19 protein-coding genes and 1 tRNA gene are annotated in these 19,439 nt (G+C 67.7%); 8 read left to right on the top strand and 12 right to left on the bottom strand.

Translation table 11 applies throughout. The features are described from left to right. Positions 1-171 precede the first annotated feature (171 nt). From A5767_RS12705 to A5767_RS23120, 3 genes are read right to left on the bottom strand one after another with little or no spacing between them, the layout of a single operon-like run. Entirely contained in the window at positions 172-960 is a 789-nt protein-coding gene (locus A5767_RS12705; RefSeq protein WP_019290225.1) for an MBL fold metallo-hydrolase, read from the bottom strand. A 57-nt stretch (positions 961-1,017) separates the two neighbouring features. Continuing rightward, complete coding sequence (locus A5767_RS12700) at positions 1,018-1,482, bottom strand: RidA family protein (protein WP_006552428.1); 465 nt, start codon at positions 1,480-1,482, stop codon at positions 1,018-1,020. A 3-nt stretch (positions 1,483-1,485) separates the two neighbouring features. Beyond that, the gene (locus A5767_RS23120; RefSeq protein WP_006552429.1) at positions 1,486-1,650 is read right to left on the bottom strand and encodes a DUF4177 domain-containing protein; all 165 of its coding nucleotides are present in this window, start codon (positions 1,648-1,650) and stop codon (positions 1,486-1,488) included. A 50-nt stretch (positions 1,651-1,700) separates the two neighbouring features. Here A5767_RS23120 and A5767_RS12695 point away from each other — a divergent pair, with 50 nt between their 5' ends. Both A5767_RS12695 and A5767_RS12690 read left to right on the top strand, forming a co-directional pair. Next, entirely contained in the window at positions 1,701-2,717 is a 1,017-nt protein-coding gene (locus tag A5767_RS12695) for an ArsA family ATPase (RefSeq protein ID WP_371683113.1), read from the top strand. Beyond that, positions 2,714-3,844, top strand: a complete 1,131-nt coding sequence (locus A5767_RS12690; protein ID WP_006552431.1) for an ArsA family ATPase — start codon at positions 2,714-2,716, stop codon at positions 3,842-3,844. The genes A5767_RS12695 and A5767_RS12690 overlap by 4 nt, the downstream gene beginning before the upstream one ends. Positions 3,845-3,893: 49 nt before the next feature. Here the strand turns inward: A5767_RS12690 and A5767_RS12685 are convergent, their stop codons facing one another. Further along, on the bottom strand, positions 3,894-4,217 hold the full coding sequence (locus tag A5767_RS12685; protein WP_006552432.1) for a WhiB family transcriptional regulator: 324 nt from the start codon (positions 4,215-4,217) through the stop codon (positions 3,894-3,896). Positions 4,218-4,510: 293 nt separating this feature from the next. Between A5767_RS12685 and A5767_RS12680 the strand changes: the two genes are divergently transcribed. Next, positions 4,511-6,937 (top strand): penicillin-binding protein, encoded by a 2,427-nt coding sequence (locus A5767_RS12680; protein ID WP_033097907.1) that lies wholly within the window; start codon positions 4,511-4,513, stop codon positions 6,935-6,937. 23 nt (positions 6,938-6,960) lie between these two features. On the opposite strand, the gene A5767_RS12675 is transcribed toward A5767_RS12680, so the two are convergent. Further along, positions 6,961-7,437 (bottom strand): GatB/YqeY domain-containing protein, encoded by a 477-nt coding sequence (locus A5767_RS12675; RefSeq protein WP_006552434.1) that lies wholly within the window; start codon positions 7,435-7,437, stop codon positions 6,961-6,963. A 66-nt stretch (positions 7,438-7,503) separates the two neighbouring features. Here A5767_RS12675 and A5767_RS23925 point away from each other — a divergent pair, with 66 nt between their 5' ends. The 4 genes from A5767_RS23925 to A5767_RS12655 all read left to right on the top strand — a co-directional run bounded on the left by A5767_RS23925 (position 7,504) and on the right by A5767_RS12655 (position 11,592). After that, positions 7,504-8,457 carry a metallophosphoesterase gene (locus A5767_RS23925; protein WP_064852438.1) on the top strand — a complete coding sequence of 318 codons (954 nt, stop codon included), beginning with the start codon at positions 7,504-7,506 and terminating at the stop codon, positions 8,455-8,457. Positions 8,458-8,511: 54 nt separating this feature from the next. Continuing rightward, positions 8,512-8,585: transfer RNA gene (locus A5767_RS12665), tRNA-Pro, on the top strand. Positions 8,586-8,916: 331 nt separating this feature from the next. Then, positions 8,917-9,438 (top strand): YdcF family protein, encoded by a 522-nt coding sequence (locus A5767_RS12660; RefSeq protein ID WP_039586643.1) that lies wholly within the window; start codon positions 8,917-8,919, stop codon positions 9,436-9,438. A 135-nt stretch (positions 9,439-9,573) separates the two neighbouring features. Continuing rightward, positions 9,574-11,592 (top strand): TerD family protein, encoded by a 2,019-nt coding sequence (locus A5767_RS12655; protein WP_006552437.1) that lies wholly within the window; start codon positions 9,574-9,576, stop codon positions 11,590-11,592. A gap of 19 nt (positions 11,593-11,611) precedes the next feature. Here the strand turns inward: A5767_RS12655 and A5767_RS12650 are convergent, their stop codons facing one another. Both A5767_RS12650 and A5767_RS12645 read right to left on the bottom strand, forming a co-directional pair. After that, positions 11,612-13,360, bottom strand: a complete 1,749-nt coding sequence (locus A5767_RS12650; RefSeq protein WP_064852437.1) for a cholesterol oxidase substrate-binding domain-containing protein — start codon at positions 13,358-13,360, stop codon at positions 11,612-11,614. A 76-nt stretch (positions 13,361-13,436) separates the two neighbouring features. After that, entirely contained in the window at positions 13,437-14,270 is an 834-nt protein-coding gene (locus tag A5767_RS12645) for a metal-dependent hydrolase (protein ID WP_024102807.1), read from the bottom strand. Between the two features lie 160 nt (positions 14,271-14,430). Here A5767_RS12645 and A5767_RS23115 point away from each other — a divergent pair, with 160 nt between their 5' ends. Further along, on the top strand, positions 14,431-14,574 hold the full coding sequence (locus A5767_RS23115; protein WP_019290230.1) for a hypothetical protein: 144 nt from the start codon (positions 14,431-14,433) through the stop codon (positions 14,572-14,574). Between the two features lie 27 nt (positions 14,575-14,601). Here the strand turns inward: A5767_RS23115 and A5767_RS12640 are convergent, their stop codons facing one another. The 5 genes from A5767_RS12640 to A5767_RS12625 all read right to left on the bottom strand — a co-directional run. Continuing rightward, on the bottom strand, positions 14,602-16,062 hold the full coding sequence (locus A5767_RS12640; RefSeq protein ID WP_064852436.1) for a catalase: 1,461 nt from the start codon (positions 16,060-16,062) through the stop codon (positions 14,602-14,604). A 94-nt stretch (positions 16,063-16,156) separates the two neighbouring features. Then, positions 16,157-16,591 (bottom strand): Fur family transcriptional regulator, encoded by a 435-nt coding sequence (locus A5767_RS12635; protein WP_024102806.1) that lies wholly within the window; start codon positions 16,589-16,591, stop codon positions 16,157-16,159. A 163-nt stretch (positions 16,592-16,754) separates the two neighbouring features. Then, on the bottom strand, positions 16,755-16,901 hold the full coding sequence (locus tag A5767_RS23110) for a hypothetical protein (RefSeq protein ID WP_019290233.1): 147 nt from the start codon (positions 16,899-16,901) through the stop codon (positions 16,755-16,757). 111 nt (positions 16,902-17,012) lie between these two features. Then, positions 17,013-18,962, bottom strand: a complete 1,950-nt coding sequence (locus A5767_RS12630) for a hypothetical protein (RefSeq protein ID WP_064852435.1) — start codon at positions 18,960-18,962, stop codon at positions 17,013-17,015. Continuing rightward, the coding region (locus tag A5767_RS12625; protein ID WP_231913182.1) for a signal peptidase I at positions 18,959-19,439 on the bottom strand (481 nt) is incomplete at its 5' end. The genes A5767_RS12630 and A5767_RS12625, both read right to left, overlap by 4 nt.

Below are 19,439 nucleotides of genomic sequence, written 5' to 3'. Positions count from 1 at the left end.
GCGGGCGCCGCGCGCAAAACGGGGGGGTTATGACCGACCGGCCGCGTCTGGCGCGTCGCGCTCGCTGACCCACGCACATACGAAAGGCCGGGCCGCTCGCCGCGCCCCGGCCTTTCGTATGTGCGTATCCCAGCCGTAGCTGCTTCGACCCAGCCGTCCGGCTGCTTCGACTCAACCGTGGCTGCGCAGGTACTCCAACTGCACGTTGACGGACTTCTCCGCCGCACCCCACAACGAGGGGTCGACGTCGGCGTAGACGTGCTCGACGACCTGCCGTGCGGTGGCTTCGGCGCCGAGGGTGCGCAGCGCACCGCGCACCTGCTCGAGCCGACCCTCCCGGTGCGCGAGGTACTCCCGCGCGATCGTCTCGAGGTCGGGCAGCTCGGGGCCGTGCCCGGGCAGCACCGTGTAGCCACCGCCGAGACCGATGAGCGACCTCAACGACCGCAGGTAGTCGCCGAGGTCGCCGTCGGAGTCGTCGAGCACGGTCGTGCCGCGGCCGAGGATGGTGTCGGCAGTGAGAACACTGCGGTCCTGCTCGATCACGAACGACAGCGAATCGGCGGTGTGCCCCGGGGTCGCGACGACCCGGATGCGCAGACCCGCCGCCTCGACGACGTCACCGCCGGACAGTTGCTGCCCACCGCCGTGGCGGTGTTCCGGCAGCACTGCGTGCACCGGGCATTCCGCGAGTTGCGAGAAACGCTCGGCACCCTCGGTGTGGTCGAAGTGGCGGTGACTGATGAGGGTCGCCGCCACCGGCACCTGCGCGATCCGCTCGAGATGGCCTTCGTCGAGGGGACCCGGATCGACCACGACGCACTCGTCGCTGCCGGGTGCCCGGAGGATCCAGGTGTTCGTTCCCTCGAGGGACATGATCGAGGGGTTCTCGGCCAGGATCACCGCGGCGTTCTCGGTGACCTGGCGCAGCTGCGCGTAGGCGGGGTGGACCAGCGCCATCACATGTGCCTCTCGTGTCGGATCCGTCGGGAGCCGCCTCCGATCGGGGAGGTGGCGTCAGCGTACTTCCACCATCAGCTCGACCTCGACGGGAGCGCCGAGGGGCAGTTCGGCGACGCCGACGGCCGAGCGGGCGTGCGCGCCGACCTCACCGAAGATCTCCCCGAGCAGTTCCGACGCGCCGTTGATGACGCCGGGCTGTCCGGTGAAGCCCTCGGCGGACGCCACGAAGCCGACGACCTTCACGACGCTCGCGATGTTGTCGAGTCCGACGAGACCGTCGACTGCGGCGAGCGCGTTGAGCGCGGCGGTGCGGGCCGCGGTCTTCGCCTCCTCCGCTGACACCTCGGCACCCACCTTGCCGGTGTGCGTCAGCTTCCCGTCGGCCAGCGGCAGCTGACCGGAGGTGTAGACGACGTCGCCATTGCGGACGGCGGGTACGTAGGCCGCCACCGGGGCGGCGACCGGCGGCAGGGTGATGCCGAGTTCGGTCAGGCGTTCGCTCCAGGTGTTGTGCGACACCGATCAGCCCTTCGGACGCTTGAGGTAGGCGACGTGCTGCTCACCGGTGGGGCCGGGCAGGACGGTGACGAGCTCCCAGCCGTCGGCACCCCACTGGTCGAGGATCTGCTTGGTCGCGTGCGTGAGCAGCGGCACGGTTGCGTATTCCCATGTGGTGGTTTCACTCATATCCTGACCTTATCCGGCACCGTTCACCGTCCACGACTTATAGGCTCGTGATCGTGGCATCTCCGACATCACATTCCGGCGAATGGCCGGCAGGCGCCGCCCAGGCGCGACTGCACTTCGTGTCCGGCAAGGGTGGCACCGGGAAGTCCACCGTGGCCGCGGCGCTCGCACTGGCGCTCGCCGCCGGAGGTCGCAAGGTTCTGCTCGTCGAGACCGAGGGACGTCAGGGCATTGCGCAGCTGTTCGACGTGCCGCCGCTCCCGCCGGTCGAGACGAAAATCGCGACCGCACCGGGTGGCGGTGAGGTCTCGGCTCTCGCGATCGACATCGAGGCGGCCTTCCTCGAATACCTCGACATGTTCTACAACCTCGGATTCGCAGGTCGCGCGATGCGACGGATGGGAGCGATCGAGTTCGTGACCACGCTCGCGCCGGGTCTGCGCGACGTCATCCTCACCGGCAAGATCAAGGAGACCGTGGTACGGACCGACGCGTCGGGCGCACCCGTCTACGACGCGGTCGTCGTCGACTCCCCGCCCACCGGCCGCATCGGCAGCTTCCTCGACGTCACCAAGGCCATGGCCGATCTCGCGAAGTCCGGTCCGATCCGGTCGCAGAGCGAGGGTGTGGTCCGGCTGCTGCACTCCGACCAGACCGTCGTCCATCTGGTGACCCTACTCGAGGCTCTGCCCGTGCAGGAGACGGCCGACGCGGTGGAGGAGCTCGAGGCCGCCGATCTCCGGATGGGGACGGTCATCGTCAACCGCACCGCTCCCGAGCACCTGCCCGAGGAACTCGTCGACGACGTCGCCGCCGGCCGCATCGCCGGGCCCGCGATCCGGACGACGCTGGAGAAGGTGTCCATCAAGCTCTCCGACGACGATTTCGCCGGCCTGCTGACCGAGACCATCGAGCACGCCGCGGTACTCCAGGCGCAACAGGTGAGCGCCGCTCAACTCGACGAAGTGAAGGTGGCACGCATGTCCCTACCGGCCCTCGCCGACGGTGTCGATCTCGGTGGCCTCTACGAACTCGCCGACGTCCTTGCCGAGCAGGGTGTCCGATGAACGCACCGATCCGGAAGGTCCTCGACGTCGCCCGCATCCTGGACGACCGCTCGTCCCGGGTGATCGTGTGCTGCGGGTCGGGAGGTGTCGGCAAGACGACCACCGCCGCGGCGCTCGCGTTGCGCGCGGCCGAGCGGGGCCGTAGCGTCGTGGTGCTCACGATCGACCCGGCGCGGCGACTGGCACAGGCCCTCGGGGTCGCCTCGCTCGACAATTCACCGCAGAAGGTGGAGCTCGGGCCGGAGGCGAAGGGCGAGCTGCACGCGATGATGCTCAACATGCGTCGCACCTTCGACGACATGGTGCTCGAGCACTCGACGCCGGAGAAGGCCCAGCAGATCCTCGACAACCCCTTCTATCAGACCGTGGCGTCGTCTTTCTCCGGCACGCAGGAGTACATGGCGATGGAGAAGCTCGGTCAGCTCGCGCAGAGCGACGAGTGGGATCTCATCATTGTCGACACCCCGCCGTCCCGGAACGCGCTCGACTTCCTCGACGCTCCCCAGCGGCTCGGGGCCTTCCTCGACGGGCGGATGATCCGGATCTTCACGGCACCCGGGCGTGGCTTCGGCCGCCTGGTGACCGGCGCGATGGGGCTCGCGCTCAAGGCGGTCTCGACGATCGTCGGGAGCCAGATGCTGTCGGATGCGTCGGCCTTCGTGCAGTCGCTGGACTCGATGTTCGGGGGCTTTCGCGAGCGCGCCAACCGCACCTACCGGTTGCTGCAGCAGCCGGGAACCCACTTCATGGTGGTCGCGGCACCCGAACCCGATGCCCTGCGCGAGGCGTCGTTCTTCGTCGAACGACTGTCGGGCGATCGCATGCCGCTGTCGGGCCTGGTGCTCAACCGCACCCATCCGACACTGTCGGCGTTGCCGTCCGATCACGCCCTCGCCGCGGCGGACCAGCTCGCCGAGGAGGAGGGCGTGGACGCGAAGGCCGCTGAGGCCGTTCTCCGCATCCACGCGCACCGGGCCGTGATCGCCAAGCGGGAGCTGCGGTTGCTACGCAACTTCACCGCGGCGAACCCTGCCGTCCCCGTGGTCGGGGTGCCCTCGCTGCCCTTCGAGGTCTCGGATCTCGAGGCGCTGCGGGCGGTGGGCGAGCAATTGACCCGCGAGGCGTGATGTCTCGCGGGTCATGATCTCGGCGGTTCGTGTACCGGTGAGGTGGTGACTAGACCGCGCTCTGGTGCTGTCGCTGCGCCTGGAAGAAATCGGCCCAGGACTCGACCTCGGGATGCTGCTTGAGGAGAGCACGACGCTGCCGCTCCGTCATGCCTCCCCACACGCCGAACTCGACACGGTTGTCGAGGGCGTCCGCCCCGCACTCGAGCATCACCGGGCAGTGCCGGCAGATCACCGCAGCCTTGCGCTGCGCTGCGCCACGCACGAACAGTTCATCTGGATCGACTTCGCGGCAGCGAGCCTTGGAGACCCAAGCGATACGCGCTTCGGCCTGGTCGACGTCGAGTCGGGTCGTCGGGGTGGTCATGTGCATTCAGTTGCCCCTTTACTTTCCGAACGCCGGTTCGCGGTGTTCGAGGTCTGCGCCGTCCGTGTGCCGCAACGGCGCAAAACCTGCCCGTCAAGGTGTTATCTGCGTCACACTGATGTCTCAATCTAGGTAAACTGATGCCCACGCGCAAGGCGAACGAAACCTTTTCTGGTACGCACGTACAAAGTCCCACGTCGGAGGCGTTTTCACCTCGCCCGTCGTGCCACGCCCGCTCCCTGGAAACGGCCGGCCGGTCCCTCGCCACGTAGTGTGTAGGCGTGTCGATCCGAAGAACGGTGGCGAAGCTCGCTGGTTGCACGGCCCTCGGCGGCGTTCTCGTAGCAGGGATGCTCTTCCCGGCCGCGGGTGGTTTCGGGTACGTCTCGAACCGAGCCGCGGACACCGTCGACAACAGTTCCGCAGAGCTCGTCGAAGGTGTCGTCCCAGCCGTGACGACCATGGTCGACAAGGCGGGCGAGCCGATCGCGTGGCTCTACGACCAGCGTCGCTTCGAGGTGCCCAGCGACCAGATCTCCAACGAGATGAAACTGGCGATCGTCTCGATCGAGGACAAGCGGTTCCCCGAGCACCAGGGCGTCGACTGGCAGGGCACCATCCGCGCGTTCCTCACCAACACCACGAGCGGTCAGGTCGAGCAGGGCGCCTCCACGATCGACCAGCAGTACGTCAAGAACTACCTGCTCCACGTGATCGCGAAGACCGACGCCGAACGCCGCGCGGCGATCGAGACGACGCCGGCCCGCAAGATCCGTGAGATCCGCATGGCGCTGACCCTCGACGATCAGCTCACCAAGGACGAGATCCTCACCCGCTATCTGAACCTCGTCCCCTTCGGCAACGGTTCGTTCGGCATCCAGGACGCCGCCCAGACCTACTTCGGCATCGACGCCAAGGACCTGAACATCCCGCAGGCCGCGATGCTCGCGGGCATGGTGCAGTCCAGCTCGGCGCTGAACCCGTACACCAATCCCGACGGCGTGCTCGCCCGTCGCAACATCGTGCTCGACACGATGATCGACAACATCCCGGAGCGCGCCGACGAGATCCGCGCCGCGAAGGAACTGCCGCTCGGCGTGCTGCCCGAGCCCAACACGCTCCCCCGCGGCTGCATCGCTGCCGACGACCGCGGTTACTTCTGCGAGTACGCGCTGCAGTATCTCGAGAACTCGGGCCTGTCGCGCGAGCAGATCGACCGGGGCGGATATCTCATCCGCACGACCCTCGACCCCGAGGTCCAGAACTCCGTCAAAGAGTCGCTCGACCGGTTCACCAGCCCCACCGTCGACGACGTGGCCTCGGTGATGAACGTGATCGAGCCGGGCCAGGATTCGCACAAGGTCCTCGCCATGGGGTCGAGCCGCAAGTTCGGTCTCGACGCCGAGGCCAAGGAGACGGTCCAGCCGCAGCCCTACTCGCTGGCCGGTCACGGCGCCGGGTCGATCTTCAAGATCTTCACCGTCGCCGCCGCCATGGAACAGGGTCTCGGCACCTCCGCCGTGCTCGACGTCCCGTCCCGCTACAACGCCCGCGGTCTGGGCGACGGCGGTGCCCGCGGCTGCCCGGCCAACTACTACTGCGTCGAGAACGCCGCGCCGTATCCGTCGCGACTGTCGGTGACCGACGCGCTGGCACAGTCACCGAACACGGCGTTCGTCAAGCTCATCGAGGCGACCGGCGTCGACGCGGTTGTCGACATGTCGGTGCGCCTGGGTCTGCGGTCGTACCTGCAGCCCCGCACCTCCGGCTTCGGCGACCAGTCGATGGCCGAGATGCAGAAGAACCAGCACCTCGGCTCGTACACGCTCGGCCCGACGTGGATCAACGCGCTGGAGCTGTCGAACGTCGCGGCAACCCTCGCCTCGCACGGCAAGTGGTGCCCGCCCACCCCGATCGAGGGGGTGTTCGACCGCGAGGGCAAGCCCGTGCCGATCACGCAGCAGGCGTGCGAGCAGGCCGTCGAGCCCGGTCTGGCCGACACCCTGACGACGGCGATGAGCAAGGACACCGCCGCCGGCGGTACCGCTTCGGGCGCCGCGGGGTCGGTGGGCTGGAACCTGCCGGTCGCGGCGAAGACCGGTACGACGGAGTCGCACATGTCGTCGGCCTTCCTCGGCTTCACCAACCGGTTCGCCGGCGTGGTCTACACCTACGGCGACTCCCCCACTCCCGGCCAGATCTGCTCGGGTCCGGTCCGCCCCTGCTACGACGGCAACCTCTTCGGCGGTACCGAACCGGCGCGGACATGGTTCTCAGCGATGCTGCCGGTGGCGAACAAGTTCGGCTCCATCGAACTGCCCGCCCCCGATCCCCGGTACGTCCGCGGCGCGGGCAACGCCCAGGTTCCGGACGTGACGGGCCTGTCGAAGGACCGCGCGGTGCAGCGACTGCAGGACGCCGGATTCTCGGTCTCGGAGGCGACGATCGCCGGTGAGGAACGCGCCGGAACGGTGACGGGTACGTCCCCGAGCGGCTCGGCCGTCCCGGGATCGACGGTCACGCTGTTCATCAGCGACGGATCGGTCCGCGTCGCTCCCACCACGAGCGCCACCCCGGCCCGCCCGCGCGACCGCGAGGTGCCCGACACGACCCGCCGGTCGACGCCCGCGCCCATCCCGGGACGTGAGCTCGAGCAGAGCGAGTCGAGTCCGCCGGCGGAGGAGGAGTCCACTCCCACGACGACACCGAGCCGCCCCGACAACTGAGCCGCAGGGCTTCCACGGTCGGTTTACAGGCGTGAACGCACGGCTGCGGACAGGCGCTTGCCGTCGGCCTTGCCTGCCGCGATCTCGGTGGCGGCCTTCATCACCTGGCCCATGTTCTTCGGACCCGGCCGCGTGCCGAGTTCCTCCGCAACGCGCGCGAGGGCGGTGTCGACGACGTCGACTAGTTCGGCATCGGTGAGCGGGGTGGGCAGGTACTCGTCGATGATCCGCGCCTCGGCGTGCTCCTTGGCCGCGAGCTCTCCGCGTCCGTTCTCGGTGTAGACCTCGGCGGCCTCGCCGCGCTTCTTCGATTCCTTCGCGAGGACCTGGAGCACCTCGTCGTCGGACAGCTCACGCGCCTCCTTGCCGGACACCGCCTCGTTCCGGATCGCCGCGAGCAGCATCCTGAGGGTCTCGGTCCGCAGCTTGTCCTTGTCCTTCATCGCTGCGGTCAGGTCGGTCCGCAGCCTGGATTCGAGGGAGGATGTGGTGTCGCTCATGCCGGAAACGCTACGCGGGACAGGCGAACCACGTGCGAGGACCACGCACGGCGGTACGCTGGAGAAGTGCCTGACCTGTCTGCAATTCGCCGCGTAACCCTCGGTGCTGCCGGCGCCGCCGCTCTCGGCCTCGGTTACGCCACGCTGATCGAACGGAACGCGTTCACCCTTCGCGAGGTCACGGTGCCGGTGCTCGCGCCCGGCGCGTCGACACTGCGGGTCCTGCACATCAGCGACCTGCACATGACTCCCAATCAGAAGCTGAAACAGAACTGGTTGCGCGAACTCGACGGCCTCGAGCCCGATCTCGTCGTGAACACGGGCGACAACCTGTCGCACCCGAAGGCCGTTCCGGCCGTCGTCCAGGCCCTCGGCGGACTCCTCGCCCGCCCGGGTCTGTTCGTCTTCGGGAGCAACGACTACTTCGCTCCCGTGCTGAAGAATCCGCTGGCCTACTTCGACAAGGACCACGACCGCGTCTACGGGCCTCCGCTCCCGTGGGGCGACCTGCGTGCGGCGTTCACCGAACGTGGCTGGCAGGACATGACGCACGTGCGCCGCGACATCGAGATCGGCGGCGTGCGCATCGCCGTCGGCGGTGTCGACGACCCGCATCTCGACCGCGACCGGTACGAGACGATCGCAGGTGCGGCCGATCCCTCGGCCGATCTGCGACTGGGCATGACTCACTCCCCCGAGCCGCGGGTGCTCGATCGCTTCGCCGAGGACGGCTACGACCTCGTTCTGGCGGGCCACACCCACGGCGGCCAGCTGTGCCTGCCGTTCTACGGCGCGCTGGTGACCAACTGCGGGATCGACCGGTCGCGGGTGAAGGGCGCGTCGCGCTGGGGTGCCCACATGCGACTGCACGTCTCCGCGGGTATCGGCACGTCGCCGTTCGCTCCCGCCCGGTTCCTCTGCCGTCCGGAGGCCACCCTGCTGACCCTCGTTCCGGCCTCGCGCGACACCGCGCAGCAGGCCAGCGGTGATTCGGCAGAGCGCGCCGGGTTACGTCGCTGACCAGCCGATTTAATCTTCTGCGGACTCGTGTTGTAAGCTGACCGAGGTTCAATACGGGGTGTGGCGCAGCTTGGTAGCGCGCTTCGTTCGGGACGAAGAGGTCGTGGGTTCGAATCCCGCCACCCCGACTCGTGGAAGAACTCGTCAGGGCACTTTCTCCTCACGGAGAAGGTGCCCTGACCGCATTCCGGGGCACCTTGTTCACCTCTCCGGAAAAGGACGTCCCCTCCCGTCACAAAAAATTCTTCAAGTCGGTTTTTAGGGATTGAAACAGACTTGAATACCTTAAACTGAAAGGCGGCACCGCACTCGTGAGACGCCTCGGCTCTGGTCGGGCGGGAACGGACTCGGCGGATGACGCGACGACACAGGGCCTCCCGGCAGGACGCACCGGAGAATTCCGGAGGTTCCACACTCACCAGACCACGCCCCCGGCGACGACGGTGGCTCGCCGTCCTCGTGCTCGTCGCGTGCGCGATCATCGCCGCGGGCCTTCCCGTCTACGTGGCCCCGCAGATCGAGATCGAGAACCTCAGCCCGTATCGCCGGGCGGACGCGATCTTCGTCCTCGGCGGTGCGATCTACGAGCGCTATCCCTACGCGCTCGAACTCGCACTCGAAGGCTTCGCACCCGAGGTCGTGGTGTCGAATCCCAACGGCGCGAAGGACGTCTGGCTGACGGACCTGTGCGACCACCCGCGCTACGAATTCCCCGTCACGTGCTTCGAACCGGACCCGCCGACCACGCGCGGTGAGGCCATGGAACTGCGTCGTCTCGCGGAGCAGCGCGGCTGGAACAGCGTCATCGTCGTGACGTTCGTGCCGCACGTCTCCCGCGCGCGCTTCATCCTCGACCGATGCTTCGACGGCGAACTCATCATGGCCGCCAGCCCGGCCGACATCGCCCTGTCGTACTGGGCATGGGCGTACGCCTATCAGACCGCCGGCTACATGCGGGCCTTCTCGCACACGGGGTGCTGAGCGAGCCTGCTGCGGCGCATCCGGGTCCTGACGAGCTACTCACGTGCACCGTGAAACATCGGAGCCGTTCCCTTCGATGTGTCCGTAGCGCTCGATATCGCGCGCACGACCGACACTGGAACGAAGGTGCCCCCGATGGATTTCCCGGTTCTCGTCAAGGGGCAGAACATGCCGCTTCCGACAGACGTCTCGCAAGTCGACATCGTCCTGGGCTGGACGGAAGCGGACACCGAGGTCGACGCCTCGGCGCTGCTCCTCGCCGATTCGGGCAAGGTGAGGTCCGACGCGGATTTCGTCTTCTACAACCAGCCGGAATCGGCCGACGGTTCCGTCCGGTTCCTGGGGAACGGAGCGACGGAGGAAGGCGCGCAGGCACGCATCAGCATCGATCTCGCGACGGTGCCCGACGATGTACACACGATCGCCTTGGCAGGCAGCCTCTACGACGGCACCTTCGGCGACCTCGGGAAGCTGACCCTGCGGGTCGTGGATCCGACAGGTCGCCCCGTGGCCGAGTACATCACTGCGGACGCGAACACCGAATCCGCATTCGTGTTCGGCGAGGTCTACCGCCGGGACGGCGCCTGGAAGGTCCGTGCGATCGGACAGGGATGGGCCTCCGGTCTGGCCGGACTGGCACAGGACTACGGCGTGGAGGTGGACGACGCCGCCGAGGACGACGATCGGACGCCTCTCTCGACGACTTCGGTCTCCGCAGACGAGGAAATCACCGTTCCTCCGCAGACTCCCGAGCCCGCTCCTGCCGCGACGACCGCCACTCCCGCACGAAAGCAGTCCGGCGTACGTACGACCAAACGAACCGCCCGGAAGCCGAAGCCGATCACCTTCTCCCAAGCCGAGCAGGAGAGCTGGCAACCCGCGCGCCTCTTCTCCGTAGCCGGAATCGGTGCGGGTGACGAACAGGAACGTCGAGCGACTTCCGCGCTCGTCGCGACCATGCAGGCAGTGCCCCCGTTCGCTCGTGCCGTGTGCCTTCGTCTCGGCGCTCCCGCCGGCGCTTTCGAGGGTTACCTGGAGGTGCCGTACGAGCGAGGTGAATCGCGGGTGGTACCCGATGCGGTACTCAAGGTCGCGCGAGGAAGCCGACGGTGGACGGGCCTGGTCGAGGTGAAGACGGGCAACGGCAAACTCAAGCGTGAACAGCTCGAGAACTACCTCGATGTCGCGCGTCGCAAGAAGTACGACGTCGTCGTCAGCATCTCCAACGACATTCCCGCGTCGGCGGGGGAACTGCCCGTCGCAGTGGACCGGCGCAAGCTCGCCAAGGTCTCGCTTCGGCACATCGCATGGGCGGAGATCGCTCACGAAGCACGCATGGTGCTGTCCCACGGCGAACTGGAAAGCGATCTCCAGGACTGGATCCTCCGTGAGTTCCTACGCTATATCGATCACCCTCGCAGCGGGGTCTCGGAATTCGTCGATATGGGACGTCACTGGGTCGCTGTTCGCGACGCCGTCACCGCGGGCACACTCCGGGCCGGTGACTCCAAGGCGCTCGCCGTTGCGAGCACCTGGGTCGCGTTGGCTCGCCACCTGGCACTCCGGTTCACCGCAGAACTCGGGGTCCCGGTGACGCATGTGCTGCCGCGCCGCTTCGCGACCGATCCGGACGCACGGAACGCCCACGTCGCCGACCGCCTCGCGACCGACGGAGTCTTCGAAGCCGTGCTGCGAATTCCGGATACCGCAGGCGATCTCGCGGTCTCGGCGGACCTGCGTACCAACAAGGTCCGCTGTCGCACGACCGTCGATGCGCCCGACGAAGGCACATCACGCAAGCGGGTGTCGTGGCTGGTCAAGCAGTTGAAGACCGCGCCTGGGAACGTGCAGCTCGAAGCGGTGTTCTCCGAGCGTGGCAACGAAGCGTGTGAACATCTCGACACCGTGCGTACCGACCCTCGAGTCCTCACCGAGGGTCGCGTCGGCGACATCGTGTCCTTCACTCTCGAGCAGACGTTCCCGCTGGGCAGTCGCCGCTCGTCCGGTACCGCGACGGGCTTCATCACGAGCGTGACGTCGTCGGCCGACGCCTTCTACGGCGAGGTGGTGCAGCCGCTACGGGTATGGGTTCCCGCCGCTCCCCAGCAGACGGCGCAACCGGGACCGTTACCGATGGACTCCGACGAGGACTGATTTCATCGTTCGTCGACGGTCAGGGCAGCAACCGGTCGAGGAACCGGTTGCTGAACACCCGGTGCGGGTCGTACTGCTCGAAAGCCGCGAGCGCGGCGTCCCAACCCTGCCCGGACGGTAGGCCGGTGCGGTACATGGCCGGCACCGTCTCACCGAGGAAACCGGGGTCGCGGTAGCCGCCCTCGTCGTCGAACGCCCAACCCTTCGACCACTCGGACCGGAAGGTCGCGTAATCGCCCGAGTAGTGGGCGGCCATCCACTGCTCCATCTCGCGGAAGAAGGCCGGCATCCCCGCCGTTCCGGGGATGGAGACGACGTTCATCCAGATCGCGGTGTCCCAGTCGGGCCGGTCGGGGCGGGGACGCACCGGCGACAGGTCGGGCACACCGGCGGCGTCGACGAGCACCTCGTCGGCGTCGTCGACCTTGCACAGACGTACCTCGAACGGCATGTTCACGGGGTACTGCCCGAGCGAGGCGTAGTGCGTCATCCGCTCGTGCAGCCACGTCGTGAACTCGTTGATGACGCGGGCGATGTTGTCGCGTCTCGTCACGACGACACCGCCACCGGCGACCACGCGCAGGGTCGCGGCGCGCAGGTAGAACAGGAGGTCCTTGGACCAGCCCCACAGATCTTTCGTGCCGGTCGCTGCGAGTCCCGCTGCCACCGCACCGAACTGCGACGCACCGAAGGTCGGTGTGACGCCTTGGGCGCCACGCACGACCTGTCCCAGCAGGTCGGTGAGTTCCTCTGGCAGACTGTCCGAGAAGTAGTAGTTGTACGGATCCTGCACCTCGCGGGAGGCGGCGGGCTTCTCCGGGGAGACCGACCAGATCTTGAGCCAGGGTGTCTCGGTGAAGGGGAACCAGATCGCCTCGACCCGCCCGTGCTCCTCGACGTAGCGCTCGAAAGTGCGCCCCGGCGAGCCGGGCGGGGCGAACAGTTCGCGCCACGGGATGTCGGTGAAGCTCTGGCAGCGCACCCGGTAGTTCGCTCCGGCCTGCAGCGTCACCGAAGTGACGAAGGTGCGTCCGAGGTGGGCGAGCAGGGGTCTGATCTCCGGTTCGGCGCGGCGGAACTCGCGGAGTTCGTAGGCAGCGGCCGACGGGTTCCACACCACGGCGGTCAGAGCCAGGACGAGATTGGACAGGGAGCCGAACGACTGGCCGGGGATCACCGTCTCCCCCGCCGCCGGGTAGGTGGCTCCGTGGGCACCGATCGACAGTGCCCCCGCGATGGAGATGTCGCCGATGGCGGGCGAGTTGGCCCAGCCCAGTCCGTTCGCTTCGAGCGTGGTGAGGATGGATTCGATGCTCGCGCCCCCTCCGGCCGTCACGCGCGGAGGTGCGGTGTCCGCGTCGACGACGACCTGGTTCAGCTGCGACATGGTGTCGACCAGCACGACGTTCTCGATGTCCTGCCCGGCCTCGAGGGTGAGCGGACTCCAGCTGTGCATCGATCCGCGGGGACGGATGCGGAAGCCGTGGGCGTGCGCCCAGTTCGCGAGGCGGACGACGTCGTCGGCGGTGCGCGCGGTCGCGGTCCACACCGCGTCGAACCGGATGGTCTTCGCCCAGTTGACGAACTGTTGCTGCGAGAGCGGGATGTCGGCCGGGAAGTCCGGCGGCGCCGGGATCGTGGCTGCCGGGTCGCCGAGCGGTACCGCACCCGCGAGCGTCCATCCCGTGCCTGCAAGGACGGCTGCTCCGGCGGCTGCTCCGAGAAGACCGCGACGGCTGAGGGTGGGACCAGAGGCTCGAGCGCTCACGAGGGCGGGTTCCGTTCTGTTCTGCGGGCGCGGACTCCGCGAAAATAGAACAAGTTCTCTCTATTCTCCAGTACCGCTACCGGTGTGCGGCACCCTCGCTCCAGAACGACAGACCCGACGCCTCCAATGTGCCGAGGATGTGTTCGGGAGCGCCGTCGACCGACCAGACCGCCATCGCGACCGCCGCCACGGTGAGGGCCGGACCGAGGATGCCGAGCTCGAACGGGCCACCCGCACGGATGGACAACGCCGACGGCAGCTTGATCTCCCACCAGCGCGACCCGCGCCAGGGCACGAACGGAGCGAGGAAGGGGATTCCCTCCTTGGTGATGGCGTCGCCGAGACAGTGCGTCGCGCATCCGAGGGCCACCGCGACCCCCAGGCCCGTCGACGCAACCTCCTGCGGGAACCACGTCCACGACAGGATCGACAGCACTGCCGCGCTCAGGGTGACGACCACCCACCCGCGCTTCTTCGCCCACGACCCGAACAACCCGCGCAGTGCGAGACCGAGAGTGACGAACAGGACCCCGATGATCGCTTCCCTGCCGAAGCTCGCGACGAGTGCCGAGACTCCGGCTCCGAGCAGTGCCGCGAACAGCGCGGTGTGCGTCATGGTGCGGTGCCCGCCGCGCCGCTTCCGGTCGCGGCTGCCCTTGGTGAGCGAGTAGTAGCCGAGCGAGACCGCGTCGATGCCCCTGGCGAAGGTCTGGCTCACGGGCCCGAACGACCTCGCGACCGTCGACTGTGCCGTGTCGAGATCCGGAAGCAGGGCCGCCCCCGAACACACCGCCGCGAAGGCGAAGGTCTCCGCGGTGGACGCGGGTGCACCCCAGTCGGTAGGAAGCAGATCTGCGACGACGAGTCCCACCAGCGCCCCGGATACTGCATGGGTAGGACCCATCACCATGTCGGACAACACCTTTCGACGAACGAGCGCGAACCCGACCCGGCGTGACGACGCCGGCCCCGGATCTCCAACCTAACAACCACAGCCGACACACCTGTCACACGCGTGTTCGAACATCCGATATGCTCGGCAGACGCCGGCAGGGCCGCCCACCGGAGAGGTGGACGGCCCTGGCGTCTGTGCCGGATTCCTCGTTTGCGAGGAAGATGGAGTTGTCGTCGTCGGATGGAGGGAGAGCGACATGGACACCACGCTGATCGTGCTGGCGCTGGCAGCCCTGATCTACTGGTGGGGACTGCTCTGATCCCGCCGCATCTCCCCCGGTGACGGGTCAGGCTCCGGCGCGCACGCCCGCCTCGACCCGCTTGCCGAGCTCCTCGTCGACGTTGCGCCAGTACTCGAAGATCCGCTCGTAGAGCGCCTCCGAGGTACCGCCGAGGACGTGTCCGACGATGTTGTTCACGAGGCGTACGCGCTCCGCGTCGTCCATCACGTCGCGGACGAGGGTGCCCGCCTGACCGAAGTCGTCGTCCTCTGGGTGCTGCACGTAGCCCGCGCGCACGGCCTCGGTTCCGAAGTTCCACAGACCTTCGTCGCCGGCCCGCTCGGGATCGGCATGCGGACCACCGAAGCTGTTCGGTGCGTAGACCGGGGTCTGCGGATCGTTGAAGGTGAAGGCCATGTTGCCCTCCTTGCTGTAGGAGTCGACACGGGCGGCCTTCGCGGAGTTCACCGGCAGCTGTGCGTGGTTGACGCCGATGCGGTAGCGGTGGGCGTCGGCGTAGGAGAACACGCGGCCGAGCAGCATCTTGTCGGGCGAGAAACCGATGCCCGGCACGACGTTCGACGGGGCGAACGCGGCCTGCTCGATCTCTGCGAAGAAGTTGCGCGGGTTGCGGTTCAGGGTCATCGTGCCGACCTTGATCAACGGGTAGTCCTTTTGCGACCACACCTTGGTCAGGTCGAACGGGTTGAACCGGTAGTTCTCCGCCTCCGCGACCGGCATGATCTGCACGTGGAGCGTCCAGCTCGGGAACTCGCCACGCTCGATCGCCTTGTAGAGGTCGGCGCGGTGGTAGTCGGGATCCGAGCCGGCGAGGCGGTCGGCCTCGTCCTGGGTGAGGAACTCGATGCCCTGGTCGGTCTTGAAGTGGTATTTCACCCAGAAGCGCTCACCGTCGGCGTTGATCCATTGATAGGTATGCGAACCGAAGCCGTCCATGTGGCGCCACGTGCGCGGCAGGCCACGGTCGCCCATCAGCCAGGTGACCTGGTGTGCGGTCTCGGGGCGCAGGGTCCAGAAGTCCCACTGCATCGTGTGGTCGCGCAGGCCGGAGCCGGGCAGGCGCTTCTGCGAGTGGATGAAGTCGGGGAACTTGATCGGGTCCTTGATGAAGAAGATCGGCGTGTTGTTGCCGACCAGGTCGTAGTTCCCGTCCTCGGTGTAGAACTTCAAAGCGAAACCGCGCGGGTCGCGCCAGGTGTCGGGGCTGCCCTGTTCACCGGCGACCGTCGAGAAGCGTGCCAGCATCTCGGTTTTCACGCCCGGCCGGAACAGCTTGGCCTTCGTGTAGGCGGAGACGTCCTCGGTGACGACGAGCTCACCGAACGCGCCGGCGCCCTTGGCGTGCACGACGCGCTCGGGCACCCGCTCGCGGTTGAAGTGCGCGAGCTTCTCGACCAGGTAGTGGTCGTGGAGCAGGATCGGCCCCTGGGTGCCCGCGGTGAGCGACTCGTTGTCGCTGGCGACGGGGATACCGACGTTGTTCGTGGTGTAACGGGCATTCGTCATGGTGACCTCCGTATACGGATGTTCCGGGTCTCGGGACACGAAGCCGGTGGTTCGGCCCGCGGAGGGGCCGGACCACCGGTGAAGCGAGTGGGCGCTAGTCGGCGCGGCAATCGGGGCACAGGCCCCAGAAGGTGACCTCTGCTTCGTCGATGACGAAGCCGTGGTCGTCGGACGGTGTCAGGCAGGGCGCGGCCCCGACGACGCAATCGATGTCGACGACCGTGCCGCATGCGCGGCACACGAGGTGGTGGTGGTTGTCGCCGATGCGGGTCTCGTACCGTGCGGGTGATCCGGCCGGTTCTATCCGGCGGAGCAACCCGTTCCCCACGCATGCCTTGAGTACGTCGTACACGGCCTGCGTCGACACCGAGCCGAGTTCGTCGCGCACGTGGGCGGCGATTCCGTCCGCATCGGAATGCGGATGCTCGGCAACGGTTCTCAGTACGGCAACGCGGGGAGCGGTCACCCGCAGACCCACGGAGCGCAGTTGCTCCTTGGGGTCGAAGTGATGCTCGTGTCCTTGTTGCATGACACCAAGTATGCCCCTTTTCTGGAATAAGTCAAGAAAAGGGTCGGTGCGGTGCCCGTCACGCCCACTTCGGGTCTCCGATCGGATCAGAGGTCGGCGTGGTCGGCGCCCGCCAGCGCCCGGGATGCGTCGATGTCCGCCTGCAGGGTCTGCCACGCAGAGGTTACTTCGAGGCGAGTTCGGGGCAGCGGGATGCGCCGGAAAGGTCGCCGAGCTCGGATGCGGGGTCCTCGTCGAGTGCGAAGTAGCGGGCGGTCGTGCTCTTCACGGTGTCGACAGCACCTGGGCCGGGTTCGACGTCGATGCTCACCGACGCTGGGTGATCATGTCACTCGGCGTCGTGAGGACCGTGTGCCGCCGCTGTCGTATGCGTGCCCCGGCCCGGAATGTCGGCGAATTACCCGGTGGCACCGTCGAATTCTCACCGGGGTCCCGTAGTCGGATCAGAAGAATCGGTGGGGGCGTGGGGCTGCGGCACTGCTTCGGGGTCGTCGTCCGCCTCGGCCGGCGTCGGGTCCGAATTCGACGGGGCAGGCACACTGTCCGGGTCGTCGGCAGCCGATGATGGGTCGGGCGGTGCCGGCACGGTGGAGGTGGTCGAGACCGGCGGTGTGGCGGGGGCAGGGACCGGGAAGATCCATCCGGCTGTCGCGGGCGGTCGCAGCATCAGCCGTGAGCCGGGGGAGACCGGAGCGAGCAGAATCCATCCACCGGAGGTCGAGTCCGGATCCAGCACCGACGCGACCGCAGGGCCGGGAATGACACAGTGTCCTGCGGGTGCGTCGACCGGGGCGACGGTGCCGTCGGCGAGTATTTCCTGCAGGTCGGATCGGTTCAGCGAGGCCCAGCGGGTAGGTCCGGTGGTCGGGGAGGTCGTCACCTGCAGGTGTACTGCGGTGGCGCATCCGGGATCGGTGCGCACGTCGGTGATGGTGGCGGTACCGAGGTCGGTGCCGTCCTCTGCCAGGACACCGAACGCGGTGCCGAGTCCGACCTCGACCGGCTGTGTCGGACCGGCGGCCGGTGCCGAAGCCGCCGGGGATGACTCTGTCGGTGTCGGGGTGGCCATGTCGGCCGGCGTCGATGTCGTCGGCGTCTCGGTGGTGGGGCTGTCCGGCGCGTCGGGAGCAGTGTCGGTGGGGGTGTCTTCGGGTGTGGTGGGGGCGGTGGTCTTGGGACGAGCGTCGTCCGCGCGATCGCTCTCGTCGACGATGACCGGTGGGTCTTGTCCCTCGTCGGTCCCGGTCGAGGTCGGCTCCTGCGGTCCGGGCAGAGCGTCGAGAACGGTGGGGCCCGGCGTCGTGCACGGCTGGGTGAGCGTAGCGTCCGATTCCACGACGGGGTCGATTTCAGGAGCCGGGATCGGGAGAACAGCAGGGGCGGGTGACAGCGGTTCGGATGGTGGTGTTGTCGACTCCGAGTCGCTGCTCGCGCTCTTCGGATCGGGTTCGGTGGGTGCCGTCTCGGGGCAGCCGTCCTCGGCCGTAGTCGGCGGTTCGACAAGCCGGGCGGCGAGCAGACCGGTGGTCATCGCGATGCCGGAGGTGGGGAAGCCCGGTTCGGGGGAGGGGTCACGGAACAGGCCGCATTCGGCGGAGGCGACGAGCATGTCCACCTGCCACTCCAGGGTGCCGGTGAGCGCGCCGACACTGGTAGCGCGCAACCACAATTGGGAGCTGGCGCGATTGTGCTCCTGGATCCGCACATGCCGCAGCGTGCCGGTGTAGCGGAAGGCGGACAGGGTCGGTCGGACGGTGACGGATTGCTCGGTGTTCGCCGCAGGAATCGCCAGAGGGGTCCCGCGCACGGTGAAGGCGTTGCCGGTCAAGGTGGCCACCCCTGTCTGTCCTGGCCGACAGGCCGCAGTGGCCACGATCTCTCCGGCGCCGGAGGACATGAGGGTGCCCAGGCCTCCGAGGACGTTGACCTGCAGATCGGTAGCCCGCGAATCCGCATACGACCGAGGCGCCGGAGCCGGAGCCGACGAGGCGCACTCATTGGGGCTGGCGATCTCGGAGCGGCTACACGAGCGTCCCCGCCCGCCAGCGGTGACCAGGCCGAGCAGACCGCTGTCGCGGCCCTCGGTCCAGCCGCTGTCGGAAAAACGGATCGAGCTGTTGTTGGTAGTGAACGAGCGCACCGGCCCGAAGGTGCTCGGTGCGGTGACCAGCCGGTCGATGCTGCCGTAGGTCGACACCGCGCGGGCATAGGCCTTGTTCGCGGCGGTGCTGGTGCTAAAGACCGAGGTGCCGAGCACCTTGTCGCTCCACGCGGCCATCGTCGACCCGAGTGAACCGGGCATCGCGAGCAGTCCGAGCACGGCGAGGATCCCCACTGCGGCAAGCGCCGTCTGCAGTCGCCTGCGGGTCATGAACGTGTCTCCGGCAAGTCGGTATCGGTGTGAGGTGTGCTCTCGTCGCGGCGGGGCCAGAACGCCCATAGCACCAGCGCCGCGGCGGCGAGGGTGATCGAACCGAGCACGTACGGATTCGACAACCACACAACGACGTACGCGGCACCGGGGATCGACCACAGCACCTGCCGAACCTCCCGCACCCGGTACAGGCCCGGATCGGGGGTCGGGTTGGCATCACCTTGCATCTCGATCAGTGCTTCGCCGGGCAACTGGGGGTGTACGGCGATTACCCGGTGGGTCACCGGTAGCTGCCCGGGCCGGTCGACGGTGACGATGTCGCCGACCGCGATCTCCTCCGCCGAGATCGTCTGCACCACCGCCAGGGAGCCGGCCGGGATCGTCGGGGACATCGAGCCGGTCTTGAACATGATCAGCGAGATGTTCGACACCACGGCAGTGATCACCAGGATCACGCAGAGCACTCCGCCGGCG

The organism is Rhodococcus sp. 852002-51564_SCH6189132-a, from assembly GCF_001665495.1.
Lineage (GTDB): Bacteria > Actinomycetota > Actinomycetes > Mycobacteriales > Mycobacteriaceae > Rhodococcus > Rhodococcus pyridinivorans.
The sequence above is the reverse complement of the archived record's forward strand: the minus strand, read 5'-3'. Positions and strand labels throughout refer to the sequence as shown.

Bases quoted from the DNA above. Each gene is read 5' to 3' on its own strand.
- A5767_RS12640 (WP_064852436.1), bottom strand. From the start codon at position 16,062: ATGACGAATGCCCGTTACACCACGAACAACGTCGGTATCCCCGTCGCC.
- A5767_RS12635 (WP_024102806.1), bottom strand. From the start codon at position 16,591: ATGCAACAAGGACACGAGCATCACTTCGACCCCAAGGAGCAACTGCGC.
- A5767_RS23120 (WP_006552429.1), bottom strand. From the start codon at position 1,650: ATGAGTGAAACCACCACATGGGAATACGCAACCGTGCCGCTGCTCACG.
- A5767_RS12655 (WP_006552437.1), top strand. From the start codon at position 9,574: ATGGATTTCCCGGTTCTCGTCAAGGGGCAGAACATGCCGCTTCCGACA.
- A5767_RS12685 (WP_006552432.1), bottom strand. From the start codon at position 4,217: ATGCACATGACCACCCCGACGACCCGACTCGACGTCGACCAGGCCGAA.
- A5767_RS12630 (WP_064852435.1), bottom strand. From the start codon at position 18,962: ATGACCCGCAGGCGACTGCAGACGGCGCTTGCCGCAGTGGGGATCCTC.
- A5767_RS12645 (WP_024102807.1), bottom strand. From the start codon at position 14,270: ATGGTGATGGGTCCTACCCATGCAGTATCCGGGGCGCTGGTGGGACTC.
- A5767_RS12690 (WP_006552431.1), top strand. From the start codon at position 2,714: ATGAACGCACCGATCCGGAAGGTCCTCGACGTCGCCCGCATCCTGGAC.
- A5767_RS12705 (WP_019290225.1), bottom strand. From the start codon at position 960: ATGGCGCTGGTCCACCCCGCCTACGCGCAGCTGCGCCAGGTCACCGAG.
- A5767_RS12675 (WP_006552434.1), bottom strand. From the start codon at position 7,437: ATGAGCGACACCACATCCTCCCTCGAATCCAGGCTGCGGACCGACCTG.